This is a genomic window from Bacillus sp. FSL K6-1000, from assembly GCF_038630785.1.
Taxonomy (GTDB): domain Bacteria; phylum Bacillota; class Bacilli; order Bacillales; family Bacillaceae; genus Bacillus; species Bacillus safensis.
This window is the reverse complement of sequence record NZ_CP152042.1, coordinates 86864-105279: the sequence shown is the minus strand read 5'-3', so window position 1 is coordinate 105279 and position 18416 is coordinate 86864. Positions and strand designations below refer to the sequence as shown.

The 18416-nt window shown below is 47.5% G+C and carries 9 protein-coding genes, 9 tRNA genes and 6 rRNA genes; all 24 read right to left on the bottom strand.

The window, feature by feature from the left end:
- Positions 1 to 12: 12 nt before the first annotated feature.
- Positions 13 to 477 carry a CtsR family transcriptional regulator gene (locus tag MHI46_RS00570; RefSeq protein WP_003217184.1) on the bottom strand — a complete coding sequence of 155 codons (465 nt, stop codon included), beginning with the start codon at positions 475 to 477 and terminating at the stop codon, positions 13 to 15.
- A gap of 177 nt (positions 478 to 654) precedes the next feature.
- A 5S ribosomal RNA gene (gene rrf, locus MHI46_RS00565) occupies positions 655 to 770 on the bottom strand.
- A gap of 61 nt (positions 771 to 831) precedes the next feature.
- Positions 832 to 3762, bottom strand: a 23S ribosomal RNA gene (locus MHI46_RS00560).
- 182 nt (positions 3763 to 3944) lie between these two features.
- Positions 3945 to 5493, bottom strand: a 16S ribosomal RNA gene (locus MHI46_RS00555).
- Positions 5494 to 5620: 127 nt separating this feature from the next.
- Positions 5621 to 5696: transfer RNA gene (locus MHI46_RS00550), tRNA-Ala, on the bottom strand.
- 8 nt (positions 5697 to 5704) lie between these two features.
- Positions 5705 to 5781 (bottom strand) — tRNA-Pro (locus MHI46_RS00545).
- Between the two features lie 7 nt (positions 5782 to 5788).
- Positions 5789 to 5865, bottom strand: a tRNA-Arg gene (locus MHI46_RS00540).
- Positions 5866 to 5875: 10 nt separating this feature from the next.
- A tRNA-Leu gene (locus tag MHI46_RS00535) sits at positions 5876 to 5961 on the bottom strand.
- 12 nt (positions 5962 to 5973) lie between these two features.
- Positions 5974 to 6045: transfer RNA gene (locus tag MHI46_RS00530), tRNA-Gly, on the bottom strand.
- Between the two features lie 30 nt (positions 6046 to 6075).
- Positions 6076 to 6158 (bottom strand) — tRNA-Leu (locus MHI46_RS00525).
- A gap of 8 nt (positions 6159 to 6166) precedes the next feature.
- Positions 6167 to 6242: transfer RNA gene (locus tag MHI46_RS00520), tRNA-Lys, on the bottom strand.
- A gap of 37 nt (positions 6243 to 6279) precedes the next feature.
- A tRNA-Thr gene (locus MHI46_RS00515) sits at positions 6280 to 6355 on the bottom strand.
- Between the two features lie 33 nt (positions 6356 to 6388).
- Positions 6389 to 6464: transfer RNA gene (locus MHI46_RS00510), tRNA-Val, on the bottom strand.
- Positions 6465 to 7290: 826 nt separating this feature from the next.
- Positions 7291 to 7406, bottom strand: a 5S ribosomal RNA gene (gene rrf, locus MHI46_RS00505).
- A gap of 61 nt (positions 7407 to 7467) precedes the next feature.
- Positions 7468 to 10398: ribosomal RNA gene (locus MHI46_RS00500) — 23S ribosomal RNA — on the bottom strand.
- A gap of 182 nt (positions 10399 to 10580) precedes the next feature.
- Positions 10581 to 12129 (bottom strand): 16S ribosomal RNA (locus MHI46_RS00495).
- Together the 16S, 23S and 5S rRNA genes with 9 tRNA genes alongside form the textbook arrangement of a ribosomal RNA operon.
- A gap of 344 nt (positions 12130 to 12473) precedes the next feature.
- Complete coding sequence (gene lysS, locus MHI46_RS00490) at positions 12474 to 13973, bottom strand: lysine--tRNA ligase (protein ID WP_342503045.1); 1500 nt, start codon at positions 13971 to 13973, stop codon at positions 12474 to 12476.
- 90 nt (positions 13974 to 14063) lie between these two features.
- Positions 14064 to 15065, bottom strand: a complete 1002-nt coding sequence (dusB, locus tag MHI46_RS00485) for a tRNA dihydrouridine synthase DusB (protein ID WP_039175955.1) — start codon at positions 15063 to 15065, stop codon at positions 14064 to 14066.
- On the bottom strand, positions 15058 to 15291 hold the full coding sequence (locus tag MHI46_RS00480) for a helix-turn-helix transcriptional regulator (protein ID WP_024425661.1): 234 nt from the start codon (positions 15289 to 15291) through the stop codon (positions 15058 to 15060). The genes dusB and MHI46_RS00480 overlap by 8 nt, the downstream gene beginning before the upstream one ends.
- A complete protein-coding gene (gene folK, locus MHI46_RS00475) occupies positions 15243 to 15746 on the bottom strand; it encodes a 2-amino-4-hydroxy-6-hydroxymethyldihydropteridine diphosphokinase (protein ID WP_106025937.1) in 504 nt (167 codons plus the stop codon). Before folK ends, MHI46_RS00480 begins: the two co-directional genes overlap by 49 nt.
- On the bottom strand, positions 15743 to 16105 hold the full coding sequence (gene folB / locus MHI46_RS00470; protein WP_024425659.1) for a dihydroneopterin aldolase: 363 nt from the start codon (positions 16103 to 16105) through the stop codon (positions 15743 to 15745). The genes folK and folB overlap by 4 nt, the downstream gene beginning before the upstream one ends.
- Complete coding sequence (gene folP, locus MHI46_RS00465; RefSeq protein ID WP_024425658.1) at positions 16098 to 16955, bottom strand: dihydropteroate synthase; 858 nt, start codon at positions 16953 to 16955, stop codon at positions 16098 to 16100. The genes folB and folP overlap by 8 nt, the downstream gene beginning before the upstream one ends.
- Positions 16956 to 16964: 9 nt before the next feature.
- Positions 16965 to 17813: an aminodeoxychorismate lyase gene (pabC, locus tag MHI46_RS00460; protein ID WP_106025936.1), complete on the bottom strand. Its 849-nt coding sequence runs from the start codon at positions 17811 to 17813 to the stop codon at positions 16965 to 16967.
- Complete coding sequence (gene pabA / locus MHI46_RS00455) at positions 17810 to 18403, bottom strand: aminodeoxychorismate/anthranilate synthase component II (protein WP_024425656.1); 594 nt, start codon at positions 18401 to 18403, stop codon at positions 17810 to 17812. The genes pabC and pabA overlap by 4 nt, the downstream gene beginning before the upstream one ends.
- Between the last annotated feature and the right edge of the window lie 13 nt (positions 18404 to 18416).

Sequence of the window (18416 nt, the reverse complement as noted above, 5' to 3'; positions counted from 1 at the left end):
TTTTCACCCGCTTTACTTTAATTTCAAAGCATTTAACATCGCTTTCATCATCCGAGCCCGGAGTTCATCACGTTCAGGTAAATCAATATGCAATACAGAACGGTCCATGACACTAATCATCATCTTAGCTTCTCTTTCAGATAAAATGTTATTTTCAACAAGACGCATGATGATGTGATCAGATGCAGCCTGTGATAAACGATGATATATTTGGGAAATAATGTTGTTCAATAAGTCCACTTCATCATTCATTTTGACTTTAATGATGCGGATATAGCCACCGCCGCCACGCTTACTTTCAACGATATAGCCTCTCTCGCTCGTAAAGCGTGTATTGATAACATAGTTAATTTGTGAAGGTACGCATTGAAACTTATCTGCAATTTCATTGCGTTTAATTTCTAATATTTCTCGACCGTTCTGATCCAAGACTTCCTTCAAATACTGCTCGATGATATCAGAAATATTTTGTGCCACTCCGCCTCCTCCTCCATTGACTTTGACTATATTTGACTTTAATCTTACTATAAATTTTTTCGGTCGATTTTTCAAGATAATCGCTCAACTAACAATATTATTTCCACATTTATATGGTGCCAAACCTCCAAAAAACACAAAAAAGACCAGTTCCAAATGGAACTGATCCTGATAGAAGCTTGGCGGCGTCCTACTCTCACAGGGGGAAACCCCCAACTACCATCGGCGCTGAAGAGCTTAACTTCCGTGTTCGGTATGGGAACGGGTGTGACCTCTTCGCTATCGCCACCAAACCTGATGGAGAGAATGTTCTCTCAAAACTAGATAACAATGTTCATGTTTCACATTAGAATATAGGTTAAGTCCTCGATCTATTAGTATCTGTCAGCTCCACGTGTCACCACGCTTCCACCTCAGACCTATCAACCTGATCATCTTTCAGGGATCTTACTTCCTTGCGGAATGGGAAATCTCATCTTGAGGGGGGCTTCATGCTTAGATGCTTTCAGCACTTATCCCGTCCGCACATAGCTACCCAGCGATGCCCTTGGCAGAACAACTGGTACACCAGCGGTGCGTCCATCCCGGTCCTCTCGTACTAAGGACAGCTCCTCTCAAATTTCCTGCGCCCGCGACGGATAGGGACCGAACTGTCTCACGACGTTCTGAACCCAGCTCGCGTACCGCTTTAATGGGCGAACAGCCCAACCCTTGGGACCGACTACAGCCCCAGGATGCGATGAGCCGACATCGAGGTGCCAAACCTCCCCGTCGATGTGGACTCTTGGGGGAGATAAGCCTGTTATCCCCGGGGTAGCTTTTATCCGTTGAGCGATGGCCCTTCCATGCGGAACCACCGGATCACTAAGCCCGACTTTCGTCCCTGCTCGACTTGTAGGTCTCGCAGTCAAGCTCCCTTGTGCCTTTACACTCTGCGAATGATTTCCAACCATTCTGAGGGAACCTTTGGGCGCCTCCGTTACATTTTAGGAGGCGACCGCCCCAGTCAAACTGCCCACCTGACACTGTCTCCCTGCCCGATAAGGGCAGCGGGTTAGAAGGTCAATACAGCCAGGGTAGTATCCCACCGATGCCTCCACCGAAGCTAGCGCTCCGGTTTCCAAGGCTCCTACCTATCCTGTACAAGCTGTACCAACATTCAATATCAGGCTGCAGTAAAGCTCCACGGGGTCTTTCCGTCCTGTCGCGGGTAACCTGCATCTTCACAGGTACTATAATTTCACCGAGTCTCTCGTTGAGACAGTGCCCAGATCGTTGCGCCTTTCGTGCGGGTCGGAACTTACCCGACAAGGAATTTCGCTACCTTAGGACCGTTATAGTTACGGCCGCCGTTTACTGGGGCTTCAATTCGCACCTTCGCTTACGCTAAGCGCTCCTCTTAACCTTCCAGCACCGGGCAGGCGTCAGCCCCTATACTTCGCCTTACGGCTTCGCAGAGACCTGTGTTTTTGCTAAACAGTCGCCTGGGCCTATTCACTGCGGCTTCTCGGGGCTTTAACACCCTAAGAAGCACCCCTTCTCCCGAAGTTACGGGGTCATTTTGCCGAGTTCCTTAACGAGAGTTCTCTCGATCACCTTAGGATTCTCTCCTCGCCTACCTGTGTCGGTTTGCGGTACGGGCACCTCTCACCTCGCTAGAGGCTTTTCTTGGCAGTGTGGAATCAGGAACTTCGCTACTAAATTTCGCTCGCCATCACAGCTCAGCCTTTATGGGAAACGGATTTGCCTATTTCCCAGCCTAACTGCTTGGACGCGGATATCCAATACCGCGCTTACCCTATCCTCCTGCGTCCCCCCATTGCTCAAATGGTGAGGAGGTGGTACAGGAATATCAACCTGTTGTCCATCGCCTACGCCTTTCGGCCTCGGCTTAGGTCCCGACTAACCCTGAGCGGACGAGCCTTCCTCAGGAAACCTTAGGCATTCGGTGGACGGGATTCTCACCCGTCTTTCGCTACTCATACCGGCATTCTCACTTCTAAGCGCTCCACCAGTCCTTCCGGTCTGGCTTCACAGCCCTTAGAACGCTCTCCTACCACTGTTCGTAAGAACAGTCCGCAGCTTCGGTGATACGTTTAGCCCCGGTACATTTTCGGCGCAGAGTCACTCGACCAGTGAGCTATTACGCACTCTTTAAATGGTGGCTGCTTCTAAGCCAACATCCTGGTTGTCTAAGCAACTCCACATCCTTTTCCACTTAACGTATACTTTGGGACCTTAGCTGGCGGTCTGGGCTGTTTCCCTTTCGACTACGGATCTTATCACTCGCAGTCTGACTCCCAAGGATAAGTCATCGGCATTCGGAGTTTGACTGAATTCGGTAACCCGGTAGGGGCCCCTAGTCCAATCAGTGCTCTACCTCCGAGACTCTTACCTTGAGGCTAGCCCTAAAGCTATTTCGGAGAGAACCAGCTATCTCCAGGTTCGATTGGCATTTCACCCCTACCCACACCTCATCCCCGCACTTTTCAACGTGCGTGGGTTCGGGCCTCCATTCAGTGTTACCTGAACTTCACCCTGGACATGGGTAGATCACCTGGTTTCGGGTCTACGACCACGTACTCATGCGCCCTATTCAGACTCGCTTTCGCTGCGGCTCCGCATCTTCTGCTTAACCTTGCACGGGATCGTAACTCGCCGGTTCATTCTACAAAAGGCACGCCATCACCCGTTAACGGGCTCTGACTACTTGTAGGCACACGGTTTCAGGATCTATTTCACTCCCCTTCCGGGGTGCTTTTCACCTTTCCCTCACGGTACTGGTTCACTATCGGTCACTAGGGAGTATTTAGCCTTGGGAGATGGTCCTCCCGGATTCCGACGGAATTTCACGTGTTCCGCCGTACTCAGGATCCACTCTGGAGAGAACAACATTTCAGTTACAGGGCTGTTACCTTCTTTGGCGGGCCTTTCCAGACCTCTTCGCTTATATCGTTCCTTTGTAACTCCGTATAGAGTGTCCTACAACCCCAAGAGGCAAGCCTCTTGGTTTGGGCTGTTCCCGTTTCGCTCGCCGCTACTCAGGGAATCGCATTTGCTTTCTCTTCCTCCGGGTACTTAGATGTTTCAGTTCCCCGGGTATGCCTTCTCATACTCTATGTATTCAAGTATGGATACTACTCCATTACGAGCAGTGGGTTTCCCCATTCGGAAATCTCCGGATCAAAGCTTGCTTACAGCTCCCCGAAGCATATCGGTGTTCGTCCCGTCCTTCATCGGCTCCTAGTGCCAAGGCATCCACCGTGCGCCCTTTCTAACTTAACCATTTCTTACTTTAGAAAGAATCACTATGTGTGATGAACTTTGCATTGCATTCAATGTGAATGTATTACTTATTGTTATCTAGTTTTCAAAGAACAATCCTGTCTCGCTAGAGACATGTTTTGAAGGAATGATCCTTCAAAACTAAACAAGACGAAAACATACGCTGCTCCATATATCCTTAGAAAGGAGGTGATCCAGCCGCACCTTCCGATACGGCTACCTTGTTACGACTTCACCCCAATCATCTGCCCCACCTTCGGCGGCTGGCTCCATAAAGGTTACCTCACCGACTTCGGGTGTTGCAAACTCTCGTGGTGTGACGGGCGGTGTGTACAAGGCCCGGGAACGTATTCACCGCGGCATGCTGATCCGCGATTACTAGCGATTCCAGCTTCACGCAGTCGAGTTGCAGACTGCGATCCGAACTGAGAACAGATTTATGGGATTGGCTAAACCTTGCGGTCTTGCAGCCCTTTGTTCTGTCCATTGTAGCACGTGTGTAGCCCAGGTCATAAGGGGCATGATGATTTGACGTCATCCCCACCTTCCTCCGGTTTGTCACCGGCAGTCACCTTAGAGTGCCCAACTAAATGCTGGCAACTAAGATCAAGGGTTGCGCTCGTTGCGGGACTTAACCCAACATCTCACGACACGAGCTGACGACAACCATGCACCACCTGTCACTCTGTCCCCGAAGGGAAAGCCCTATCTCTAGGGTTGTCAGAGGATGTCAAGACCTGGTAAGGTTCTTCGCGTTGCTTCGAATTAAACCACATGCTCCACCGCTTGTGCGGGCCCCCGTCAATTCCTTTGAGTTTCAGTCTTGCGACCGTACTCCCCAGGCGGAGTGCTTAATGCGTTAGCTGCAGCACTAAGGGGCGGAAACCCCCTAACACTTAGCACTCATCGTTTACGGCGTGGACTACCAGGGTATCTAATCCTGTTCGCTCCCCACGCTTTCGCTCCTCAGCGTCAGTTACAGACCAGAGAGTCGCCTTCGCCACTGGTGTTCCTCCACATCTCTACGCATTTCACCGCTACACGTGGAATTCCACTCTCCTCTTCTGCACTCAAGTTTCCCAGTTTCCAATGACCCTCCCCGGTTGAGCCGGGGGCTTTCACATCAGACTTAAGAAACCGCCTGCGAGCCCTTTACGCCCAATAATTCCGGACAACGCTTGCCACCTACGTATTACCGCGGCTGCTGGCACGTAGTTAGCCGTGGCTTTCTGGTTAGGTACCGTCAAGGTGCGAGCAGTTACTCTCGCACTTGTTCTTCCCTAACAACAGAGCTTTACGATCCGAAAACCTTCATCACTCACGCGGCGTTGCTCCGTCAGACTTTCGTCCATTGCGGAAGATTCCCTACTGCTGCCTCCCGTAGGAGTCTGGGCCGTGTCTCAGTCCCAGTGTGGCCGATCACCCTCTCAGGTCGGCTACGCATCGTCGCCTTGGTGAGCCATTACCCCACCAACTAGCTAATGCGCCGCGGGTCCATCTGTAAGTGACAGCCGAAACCGTCTTTCATCCTTGAACCATGCGGTTCAAGGAACTATCCGGTATTAGCTCCGGTTTCCCGGAGTTATCCCAGTCTTACAGGCAGGTTACCCACGTGTTACTCACCCGTCCGCCGCTAACATCCGGGAGCAAGCTCCCTTCTGTCCGCTCGACTTGCATGTATTAGGCACGCCGCCAGCGTTCGTCCTGAGCCAGGATCAAACTCTCCGAAAAAGTACAAAACCGAAGTTTTGTTTTTCGTCAGCGTTTGACTGACTACCTATGAAGTATCATAGGATTTTTTTATAAAAACTCGAATTAACAGGTACGTTTTGTCTTGTTTAGTTTTCAAAGATCATATTGGTGGAGCCTAGCGGGATCGAACCGCTGACCTCCTGCGTGCAAGGCAGGCGCTCTCCCAGCTGAGCTAAGGCCCCATAAAAGATGGTCGGGAAGACAGGATTCGAACCTGCGACCCCTTGGTCCCAAACCAAGTGCTCTACCAAGCTGAGCTACTTCCCGATCTTAATGGCGCGCCCGAGAGGAGTCGAACCCCTAACCTTTTGATCCGTAGTCAAACGCTCTATCCAATTGAGCTACGGGCGCTTATTTATAATGCCGAGGGCCGGACTTGAACCGGCACGGTAGTCACCTACCGCAGGATTTTAAGTCCTGTGTGTCTGCCAATTCCACCACCCCGGCGTGGATGGTATAAGCGGAAGACGGGATTCGAACCCGCGACCCCCACCTTGGCAAGGTGGTGTTCTACCACTGAACTACTTCCGCATTACAGGATTTCTTTATTTTATTTGGCAATGCGGGTGAAGGGACTTGAACCCCCACGTCATAAAGACACTAGATCCTAAGTCTAGCGCGTCTGCCAATTCCGCCACACCCGCATGAAACATGGTGAGCCATGAAGGACTCGAACCTTCGACCCTCTGATTAAAAGTCAGATGCTCTACCAACTGAGCTAATGGCTCGCTTTAAAAGCGACTTGTCTATCTTACCATATGAAAGTGGTGCCGGCAAGAGGACTTGAACCCCCAACCTACTGATTACAAGTCAGTTGCTCTACCAGTTGAGCTACACCGGCTTTATCTATCCTAACATTATGTAAGAATAAATATGGTGGAGGATGACGGGCTCGAACCGCCGACCCTCTGCTTGTAAGGCAGATGCTCTCCCAGCTGAGCTAATCCTCCATATTGTGTCGTTTCGAAATGTCTCTCGATCTGACAAATAGTATTATATAACGATAAGATATTGTTTGTAAAGACTTTTTTAAAATAATTTTTGAATTTATTTTAAAGCTGTTTTTTTCATCTTTTCGTTAAGGCACCTAAAGAAGTTTACCACTTGTCTCATCATTTTAAAAGCCTTTTTTTCATTTTTTTATGTTTTTTTGTTAAAAAGAGTACTAATAAGGCTTTATCACTGTGGAAACAGCAATTTTGAAGCTTCTATACCCTTGTTTTATTTCATATATCTCTGAATAAAAAAATTCAAATAAGAAGTTTTGTTATTATTTTATTTTTCTGATAAATCTTTTTTCCATAAAAAAGCGTGAAATTGTTGCTGGTCTTTACTATTTTTCAACAAATCGTTTCACATCATTTTTTCTGCTGCTTCAAATATTCAACAGCTTTATCATCGATATAAAATTTTAGCAGGAGAAGTAAAATGAGTATTGTTTCTTTCATTTCTTCTATCTTTTTAAATTGAAAATTCAACAATGGCTGACCAACCCCTTCGGGATGAGGTCTTTCTATTTAGTGGCTCTATACATCGCTTTTCTATATCTATTTAGCCCAAGTTGAGGTTTTCTATGCTTTTAGTGATGCCCTTGATGATTTGAGCTACCGGTTCATATGATGACCGACATGTTAAATTGAAGGAGCATAAAGTTTGATTTATGTAGCAATCAAACGAGGGAATAACGTATTTTTACTTTAACAACCTATTATATAGAAGCAAGTCATTCAAAAACACAAAAAAGACCAGTTCCAAATGGAACTGATCCTGATAGAAGCTTGGCGGCGTCCTACTCTCACAGGGGGAAACCCCCAACTACCATCGGCGCTGAAGAGCTTAACTTCCGTGTTCGGTATGGGAACGGGTGTGACCTCTTCGCTATCGCCACCAAACCTGATGGAGAGAATGTTCTCTCAAAACTAGATAACAATGTTCATGTTTCACATTAGAATATAGGTTAAGTCCTCGATCTATTAGTATCTGTCAGCTCCACGTGTCACCACGCTTCCACCTCAGACCTATCAACCTGATCATCTTTCAGGGATCTTACTTCCTTGCGGAATGGGAAATCTCATCTTGAGGGGGGCTTCATGCTTAGATGCTTTCAGCACTTATCCCGTCCGCACATAGCTACCCAGCGATGCCCTTGGCAGAACAACTGGTACACCAGCGGTGCGTCCATCCCGGTCCTCTCGTACTAAGGACAGCTCCTCTCAAATTTCCTGCGCCCGCGACGGATAGGGACCGAACTGTCTCACGACGTTCTGAACCCAGCTCGCGTACCGCTTTAATGGGCGAACAGCCCAACCCTTGGGACCGACTACAGCCCCAGGATGCGATGAGCCGACATCGAGGTGCCAAACCTCCCCGTCGATGTGGACTCTTGGGGGAGATAAGCCTGTTATCCCCGGGGTAGCTTTTATCCGTTGAGCGATGGCCCTTCCATGCGGAACCACCGGATCACTAAGCCCGACTTTCGTCCCTGCTCGACTTGTAGGTCTCGCAGTCAAGCTCCCTTGTGCCTTTACACTCTGCGAATGATTTCCAACCATTCTGAGGGAACCTTTGGGCGCCTCCGTTACATTTTAGGAGGCGACCGCCCCAGTCAAACTGCCCACCTGACACTGTCTCCCTGCCCGATAAGGGCAGCGGGTTAGAAGGTCAATACAGCCAGGGTAGTATCCCACCGATGCCTCCACCGAAGCTAGCGCTCCGGTTTCCAAGGCTCCTACCTATCCTGTACAAGCTGTACCAACATTCAATATCAGGCTGCAGTAAAGCTCCACGGGGTCTTTCCGTCCTGTCGCGGGTAACCTGCATCTTCACAGGTACTATAATTTCACCGAGTCTCTCGTTGAGACAGTGCCCAGATCGTTGCGCCTTTCGTGCGGGTCGGAACTTACCCGACAAGGAATTTCGCTACCTTAGGACCGTTATAGTTACGGCCGCCGTTTACTGGGGCTTCAATTCGCACCTTCGCTTACGCTAAGCGCTCCTCTTAACCTTCCAGCACCGGGCAGGCGTCAGCCCCTATACTTCGCCTTACGGCTTCGCAGAGACCTGTGTTTTTGCTAAACAGTCGCCTGGGCCTATTCACTGCGGCTTCTCGGGGCTTTAACACCCTAAGAAGCACCCCTTCTCCCGAAGTTACGGGGTCATTTTGCCGAGTTCCTTAACGAGAGTTCTCTCGATCACCTTAGGATTCTCTCCTCGCCTACCTGTGTCGGTTTGCGGTACGGGCACCTCTCACCTCGCTAGAGGCTTTTCTTGGCAGTGTGGAATCAGGAACTTCGCTACTAAATTTCGCTCGCCATCACAGCTCAGCCTTTACGGGAAACGGATTTGCCTATTTCCCAGCCTAACTGCTTGGACGCGGATATCCAATACCGCGCTTACCCTATCCTCCTGCGTCCCCCCATTGCTCAAATGGTGAGGAGGTGGTACAGGAATATCAACCTGTTGTCCATCGCCTACGCCTTTCGGCCTCGGCTTAGGTCCCGACTAACCCTGAGCGGACGAGCCTTCCTCAGGAAACCTTAGGCATTCGGTGGACGGGATTCTCACCCGTCTTTCGCTACTCATACCGGCATTCTCACTTCTAAGCGCTCCACCAGTCCTTCCGGTCTGGCTTCACAGCCCTTAGAACGCTCTCCTACCACTGTTCGTAAGAACAGTCCGCAGCTTCGGTGATACGTTTAGCCCCGGTACATTTTCGGCGCAGAGTCACTCGACCAGTGAGCTATTACGCACTCTTTAAATGGTGGCTGCTTCTAAGCCAACATCCTGGTTGTCTAAGCAACTCCACATCCTTTTCCACTTAACGTATACTTTGGGACCTTAGCTGGCGGTCTGGGCTGTTTCCCTTTCGACTACGGATCTTATCACTCGCAGTCTGACTCCCAAGGATAAGTCATCGGCATTCGGAGTTTGACTGAATTCGGTAACCCGGTAGGGGCCCCTAGTCCAATCAGTGCTCTACCTCCGAGACTCTTACCTTGAGGCTAGCCCTAAAGCTATTTCGGAGAGAACCAGCTATCTCCAGGTTCGATTGGCATTTCACCCCTACCCACACCTCATCCCCGCACTTTTCAACGTGCGTGGGTTCGGGCCTCCATTCAGTGTTACCTGAACTTCACCCTGGACATGGGTAGATCACCTGGTTTCGGGTCTACGACCACGTACTCATGCGCCCTATTCAGACTCGCTTTCGCTGCGGCTCCGCATCTTCTGCTTAACCTTGCACGGGATCGTAACTCGCCGGTTCATTCTACAAAAGGCACGCCATCACCCGTTAACGGGCTCTGACTACTTGTAGGCACACGGTTTCAGGATCTATTTCACTCCCCTTCCGGGGTGCTTTTCACCTTTCCCTCACGGTACTGGTTCACTATCGGTCACTAGGGAGTATTTAGCCTTGGGAGATGGTCCTCCCGGATTCCGACGGAATTTCACGTGTTCCGCCGTACTCAGGATCCACTCTGGAGAGAACAACATTTCAGTTACAGGGCTGTTACCTTCTTTGGCGGGCCTTTCCAGACCTCTTCGCTTATATCGTTCCTTTGTAACTCCGTATAGAGTGTCCTACAACCCCAAGAGGCAAGCCTCTTGGTTTGGGCTGTTCCCGTTTCGCTCGCCGCTACTCAGGGAATCGCATTTGCTTTCTCTTCCTCCGGGTACTTAGATGTTTCAGTTCCCCGGGTATGCCTTCTCATACTCTATGTATTCAAGTATGGATACTACTCCATTACGAGCAGTGGGTTTCCCCATTCGGAAATCTCCGGATCAAAGCTTGCTTACAGCTCCCCGAAGCATATCGGTGTTCGTCCCGTCCTTCATCGGCTCCTAGTGCCAAGGCATCCACCGTGCGCCCTTTCTAACTTAACCATTTCTTACTTTAGAAAGAATCACTATGTGTGATGAACTTTGCATTGCATTCAATGTGAATGTATTACTTATTGTTATCTAGTTTTCAAAGAACAATCCTGTCTCGCTAGAGACATGTTTTGAAGGAATGATCCTTCAAAACTAAACAAGACGAAAACATACGCTGCTCCATATATCCTTAGAAAGGAGGTGATCCAGCCGCACCTTCCGATACGGCTACCTTGTTACGACTTCACCCCAATCATCTGCCCCACCTTCGGCGGCTGGCTCCATAAAGGTTACCTCACCGACTTCGGGTGTTGCAAACTCTCGTGGTGTGACGGGCGGTGTGTACAAGGCCCGGGAACGTATTCACCGCGGCATGCTGATCCGCGATTACTAGCGATTCCAGCTTCACGCAGTCGAGTTGCAGACTGCGATCCGAACTGAGAACAGATTTATGGGATTGGCTAAACCTTGCGGTCTTGCAGCCCTTTGTTCTGTCCATTGTAGCACGTGTGTAGCCCAGGTCATAAGGGGCATGATGATTTGACGTCATCCCCACCTTCCTCCGGTTTGTCACCGGCAGTCACCTTAGAGTGCCCAACTAAATGCTGGCAACTAAGATCAAGGGTTGCGCTCGTTGCGGGACTTAACCCAACATCTCACGACACGAGCTGACGACAACCATGCACCACCTGTCACTCTGTCCCCGAAGGGAAAGCCCTATCTCTAGGGTTGTCAGAGGATGTCAAGACCTGGTAAGGTTCTTCGCGTTGCTTCGAATTAAACCACATGCTCCACCGCTTGTGCGGGCCCCCGTCAATTCCTTTGAGTTTCAGTCTTGCGACCGTACTCCCCAGGCGGAGTGCTTAATGCGTTAGCTGCAGCACTAAGGGGCGGAAACCCCCTAACACTTAGCACTCATCGTTTACGGCGTGGACTACCAGGGTATCTAATCCTGTTCGCTCCCCACGCTTTCGCTCCTCAGCGTCAGTTACAGACCAGAGAGTCGCCTTCGCCACTGGTGTTCCTCCACATCTCTACGCATTTCACCGCTACACGTGGAATTCCACTCTCCTCTTCTGCACTCAAGTTTCCCAGTTTCCAATGACCCTCCCCGGTTGAGCCGGGGGCTTTCACATCAGACTTAAGAAACCGCCTGCGAGCCCTTTACGCCCAATAATTCCGGACAACGCTTGCCACCTACGTATTACCGCGGCTGCTGGCACGTAGTTAGCCGTGGCTTTCTGGTTAGGTACCGTCAAGGTGCGAGCAGTTACTCTCGCACTTGTTCTTCCCTAACAACAGAGCTTTACGATCCGAAAACCTTCATCACTCACGCGGCGTTGCTCCGTCAGACTTTCGTCCATTGCGGAAGATTCCCTACTGCTGCCTCCCGTAGGAGTCTGGGCCGTGTCTCAGTCCCAGTGTGGCCGATCACCCTCTCAGGTCGGCTACGCATCGTCGCCTTGGTGAGCCATTACCCCACCAACTAGCTAATGCGCCGCGGGTCCATCTGTAAGTGACAGCCGAAACCGTCTTTCATCCTTGAACCATGCGGTTCAAGGAACTATCCGGTATTAGCTCCGGTTTCCCGGAGTTATCCCAGTCTTACAGGCAGGTTACCCACGTGTTACTCACCCGTCCGCCGCTAACATCCGGGAGCAAGCTCCCTTCTGTCCGCTCGACTTGCATGTATTAGGCACGCCGCCAGCGTTCGTCCTGAGCCAGGATCAAACTCTCCGAAAAAGTACAAAACCGAAGTTTTGTTTTTCGTCAGCGTTTGACTGACTACCTATGAAGTATCATAGGATTTTTTTATAAAAACTCGAATTAACAGGTACGTTTTGTCTTGTTTAGTTTTCAAAGATCATTTTCGTTATCGCTCGTAAGCGACTTTAATATCTTACCATTTTGCATCGGTTAAAGTCAAGAACTTTTTTCAATTTCTTTTTTTAACCTCGTTGCTGTTTTGCGGCAACGAATAATAATATACCATCTGGATTCTTTCCTTGCAATAGTTTTTTTAAAAAAAGTTTCATTTTATGAAAAATAAAAAGCGCCATAGATAAAATGGCGCTTTGGTTGATGTATTAGCGGTTTCTCATTTGTGGGAAAAGCAGTACATCTCTGATTGATGGAGAATTTGTTAAAAGCATGATTAATCGGTCGATTCCGATTCCTAGACCACCTGTTGGAGGCATACCGTATTCTAATGCTTCAACAAAATCGTCATCCATTAGATGTGCTTCTTCGTTTCCTTCTTCACGTTCTTTTAATTGAGCTTCAAAGCGTTCTCTTTGATCGATTGGATCGTTTAGCTCTGTGAATGCATTTGCATGCTCGCGGCGTACGATAAACAGCTCAAAGCGATCAGTAAAGCGAGGGTCTTCAGGATTTTTCTTAGCTAATGGAGAAATCTCCACTGGATGTCCGTAAATGAATGTAGGCTGAACCAATGTTTCTTCTACTTTTTGCTCGAAGAACTCATTGATAATATGACCTACTGTCATATTTTTCGTGATTTCAACACCATGATCAGCAGCATGCTGTTTTGCTTCTTCTACAGACATCTCCTGCCAGAAGTCTACACCTGTTGCTTCTTTGACCGCTTCAACCATATGAAGTCTCTTCCATTCAGGTTTGAGATCAATTTCATCTTCTCCATATTGAATGGTTGTTGTTCCTAGCACCTCTTGGGCAATATGAGCAATCAGGTTTTCAGTCAGATTCATGATGTCTTTGTAGTCTGCGTATGCTTCATACAGCTCGATCATAGTGAATTCTGGGTTGTGACGAGTCGATACACCTTCGTTACGGAATACGCGGCCAATCTCGTATACTTTCTCTAGACCACCGACAATTAGGCGTTTTAAGTGCAGCTCGATCGCAATACGCATATAAAGCGGCATATCAAGTGCATTGTGATGAGTAATGAAAGGACGCGCTGATGCACCACCAGGGATGCTGTGCATTGTTGGTGTTTCAACTTCTAAGTATCCTTTAGAATCTAAGTATCTTCTCATGGATTGAATGATTTTGCTTCGCATGATGAACGTCTGCTTACTTTCTGGATTTACAATGAGGTCAAGGTAGCGCTGACGATAGCGTTGTTCAACATCTTTTAATCCATGATACTTATCAGGAAGCGGGCGAAGTGCTTTCGTAAGAACCTCAAAGCTGGTCGCTTTAATAGAAAGTTCTCCTACGTTTGTTTTAAAAACAGTCCCTGTTACACCGATGATATCGCCTAGGTCTGAGCTTTTGAATAATTCGTAAGCTTCTTCCCCTACACTATCTTTACGAACATAGATTTGGATTTGTCCTTCAAGGTCTTGAATATGTGCAAAGCCAGCTTTTCCTTTTCCGCGCTTTGTCATCATACGTCCAGCGATTGTTACTTGAGCCGCTTTTCCTTCTAAGTCTTCTTTAGAAAACTCGTCATATTCAGCGATAATTTGCGCAGATTGATGAGAACGGTCATATCGTTCACCGAATGGATCGATACCTTCTTCTCTCATTTTATTCATTTTGTCACGTCTGACCTGGAATTGGTCATTTAATTCTTCGTTATTAAGCCCTTCATTACTCATTTATATCACTCCAATAATGTATTTTGCAGAGAAAAGCAGAAAAACTGCCAGTACATGCACTAGCAGTGAGCTACAAAAAGAAAGATAGTCTTATCCTACTTTTATACTTTGAAGCTCTTTTGCCTCGGCTTCGATCGTAAAGTCATCAAGAACTTGTACAAGCTCCGCTCTCGTTTCACTTTGATTGATTTGATTTCTTACGTCCGCATTGCCTCGGACACCTTTTAAGTACCATGCTGCGTGCTTTCTCATTTCTCTGACAGCCACATGCTCGCCTTTCAGGTCAATGAGTCTGTCTAAGTGAAGTTTGCACACTGACATTTTCTCACGCACGTTTGGCTCTTCTTTCAGTTCACCCGTTTCTAAATAATGAACCGTTCGATAGATCATCCACGGGTTTCCTAGTGCGGCTCTTCCGATCATGACAGCGTCCACACCCGTTTCATCAAGCATACGTTTTGCATCTTGAGGGGTTTTGACATCGCCATTGCCGATGACAGGAATGGATACAGATTGTTTAACCTCTTTCATGATATCCCAATTCGCTGTTCCTTCGTACATTTGCACGCGTGTCCGTCCGTGAAGCGCAACCGCTTGTCCACCTGCTCGTTCAACAGCACGGGCATTATCAATAGCAAAGATATGGTCTTCGTCCCAGCCCATTCTCATTTTCACTGTAACTGGTTTGTCTACAGCATCTACAACAGCAGAGACCATTTCATAAATTTTGTTTGGATCAAGCAGCCATTTCGCTCCTGCATCACATTTCGTAATCTTCGGCACAGGACAGCCCATGTTGATATCAATAATATCCGCTGTGGTATTCTTGTCTACAAACTTTGCCGCTTCGACGAGTGTGTCTTTTTCCCCTCCAAATATCTGAAGGCTCAAAGGCTTTTCCCGTTCATCAATGTATAGCATACCCATTGTTCTTGCATTGTTGATCAGGATCGCTTTGTCACTGACCATTTCAGCGCAGACTAAGCCCGCTCCAAACTCTTTCACCGTCAGTCTGAAGGCAGAGTTGCACACACCAGCCATTGGTGCGAGCACTACTTTGTTTTTAATCTCGATATCTCCGATTTTAAACATTTTTCCCCCTCCTTTCTTCTTCAAGAATTGGCGAAAGTTCTTCCACCGTTATATTTAAAGCATCTGCTATTTGACCAACCAATTGGTTTGTTGGTAATCGATTGCCTCGCTCAATTTCTCCTAAGACAGAGACAGAGATGCCCAGTCTTTTCGCGAACCCTTCCTGAGTATACCCTTTTAGCTTTCGGTATGCACGAATTCTTCTACCCCACATGTCTTTTTCCATATGCTTACACCTTCTTGGTCTGTTACGGCATTTATTTGTACTTCGCCGATTTCTGGGCAAATCTCACTCATCGGAACAAGAACGAATAAACGTTCGTACATTCTAGGATGCGGCACTACAAGTTGTTCTGTTTCAATATTTTCACGATTATAAAGTAAAATGTCAAGGTCAGCCGTTCGCGGACCCCACCTCACTTCTCTTGTTCTGCCTAACTCTTGCTCGATTGTCTGAGTAAGAGACAGTAGTTCCTCTGGACGAAGTGAAGTGGTAATTTTCACGGCCATATTTAAAAAATCATCTTGGTTTTCATAGCCTACAGGTGTTGTTTCATATATTGATGAGATTAATTCCACTTGTATCTCTGGATGTTCATGCAGTTTTTTGACGGCTTCTTTTAAATAGGTTTCTTTTTTACCTATGTTTGAGCCTAGTGCGATGTATGCCGTGTTATTCATGTGCGTGATCTCGTCATTTCAATTGCAACGGACTGATAATGACCTGGAATTGGCGGATCTGGCTTGATCACCTTCACTGTACATTCCTGGACTGTCGGAAAGTCCTTTAACACTTGGTTTGCAATTCTTTCTGTCAGTGTTTCAACGAGATTGACCGGCTCACCTTCTACGATGCTTTTGCAGATTTGGTAGAGCTCTGCATAGTTGATCGTCTCATTGAGGTCATCAGTTTGTCCGGCTTTACTTAAATCAAGTGAAGCTGTTAAGTCCACGCGGAATCGCTGCCCTAGTTTGTTTTCTTCTGCAAATACGCCGTGGTACCCGTAAAATTCCATTCCGTTTACATATACTTTATCGATGATAAGCGCCTCCCTTATTCAGCATGGCATCCATCATTTTTGCCATTCTTGCAATTTCTTTTACATCATGTACACGGACCATTGCACTGCCCTTTTGAATCCCAAGACAGACCGTCGCACCTGTTCCTTCAGTACGTTCTTCAGGCGGCAGGTCTAAGACAGCACCAATGAATCGTTTTCGAGATGTAGCCAGCAGCAGTGGATACCCAAGGTGACAAAAATGTTCGAGCTCATTCATGACCTTCAGGTTGTCCTCTTTATTTTTCGCAAATCCTACACCTGGATCTAATATGATCATGTCATCGCGGACACCCGCTTGCTGGGCAATTTGGACACTTTCTTTCAAATCGGCGATCATATCTGAAATCAGATGTGTGTAGTTTCGTTCTGGCCGATTGTGCATTAAAATGATTGGAACATTGTGCTTCGCTGCCACATGTGCCATTTGGGGATCTGCCTTTGCTCCCCATACATCATTAATGATGGAGGCTCCAGCTTTCACCGCTTCATCTGCAACACGGGCTTTATACGTATCAATAGAGATAGGTACATCTAATTCTTTTGTGATCTTCTCAATGACCGGGATGACTCTTGAAAGCTCCTCTTCTTCCGAGACAAGTGCCGCTCCCGGACGAGTCGATTCTCCGCCAATATCAATAATATGAGCCCCGTCTTCTATCAGCTGCGCTGCATGAGCCAGCGCTTTATCTACTTGATTAAACTTTCCTCCATCTGAAAAAGAGTCAGGTGTGACATTTAAAATGCCCATGACTAATGTCTTTTCTTCATAACTAAGGGTATGGTGCTTGGCCTGTATGATTTTAGGCTGTTTTATCAATTGTTGTGTCATTGTGTCCACCTACTCTTTATGGTCTTGACGTTCTTTAGTGTATTGCATTCTTAACTTTGTTGAAATTGTCCGGCTGTTTTTGGGAAAGTGGATTTCTCCTATTCCTCTGAACGGTACAACTCCCTGAACAGAATTGGTCATCCATGCCTCATCAGCAGAAAGCAAATGTGAGACTAGGTATCGCCCTTCCTTTAGCGAAGCCCCCATAGCGCGGAGCGTTTCCATACAGTATCGACGAGTGACCCCATTTAAAATGCCTGTATCAAGTGACGGTGTATAGATCACATCATCTTTTCGCCAAAATATATTCGAGGTAATGCCTTCTGCCACATCATCTTCTTTTGTTAAAAAGATGCCTTCTAACGACGGGTCATTCCCCACTTCCCTTTTAGCGAGCAAGTTGTTCATATAATGATGAGACTTGAGGCGTCTTGGGCCTTCCGGTGTATTTCTTCTCGTTTGAAGAATGACTCCCTTTTTCTCATCCAAAATAGATTCTGGACGGAAAGGAGAAATCATGACAAAAACGACAGGCTCTTCATAAGGATCTGCAGAAAATCCGTTTCCTCTGCCCGCAGAAACATTCAAGCGAATTCTCGCATGGCCGCCAGCTATTTGGTTTTTATTCAGTAAGGTATGAATGATGTCGAGTACAAATGGTTTCTCTATTGTGGATTCGATGCAAAGGTCACGTAATGATTGATTGAGCCTTTCAAGATGCCAATCCAACAGGAAGACTTGTCCTGCCAGGCTGGTAAATGTTTCGAATACACCGATGCCATATAGAAAACCATGATCAAAAGGAGAAAGAGTCGCGTCTTTCTCCTCTATATACTGACCGTTCAGATAAATGATCATGCGTTTACTTCATGCCCCTTTTTACGATAGGTTTCAATGAAATTTTTCAGCATTTCTTTTCCGAAGGACGTCATAATTGATTCAGGATGGAATTGCACACTTTCAATCGGCAATTCTTTATGGCGAATCGCCATGAGCTCGCCTTCCTTTGTGCTGGCTGTTGCGTCAAAGCACTCTGGCAGCGTCTCGTTTTTGACAATTAATGAATGATATCTCGTTGCAACGAGCGGATTTTGAAGTCCTGTGAAGACACCTTTTCCGTCATGTTTAATCTCTGACGTTTTACCGTGCATTAAGCGCTCTGCTCGAACAACATCCCCGCCAAAGACTTGTGCGATGGATTGGTGGCCTAAACACACACCGAAGATCGGAATACTTCCTGCAAAGTGCTTGATCGCCTCCATACTAATTCCCGCTTCATCAGGACTGCATGGCCCTGGAGAAATCATGAGAAAATCCGGCTTGAGCTCTTCAATTTCCTGAATGGTCACTTGATCATTCCGTTTCACGATCAATTCTTCTCCAAGCTCACCTAAATACTGGACCAGGTTGTACGTAAATGAATCATAATTATCAATCATTAAAATCATACTCTGCTCACCT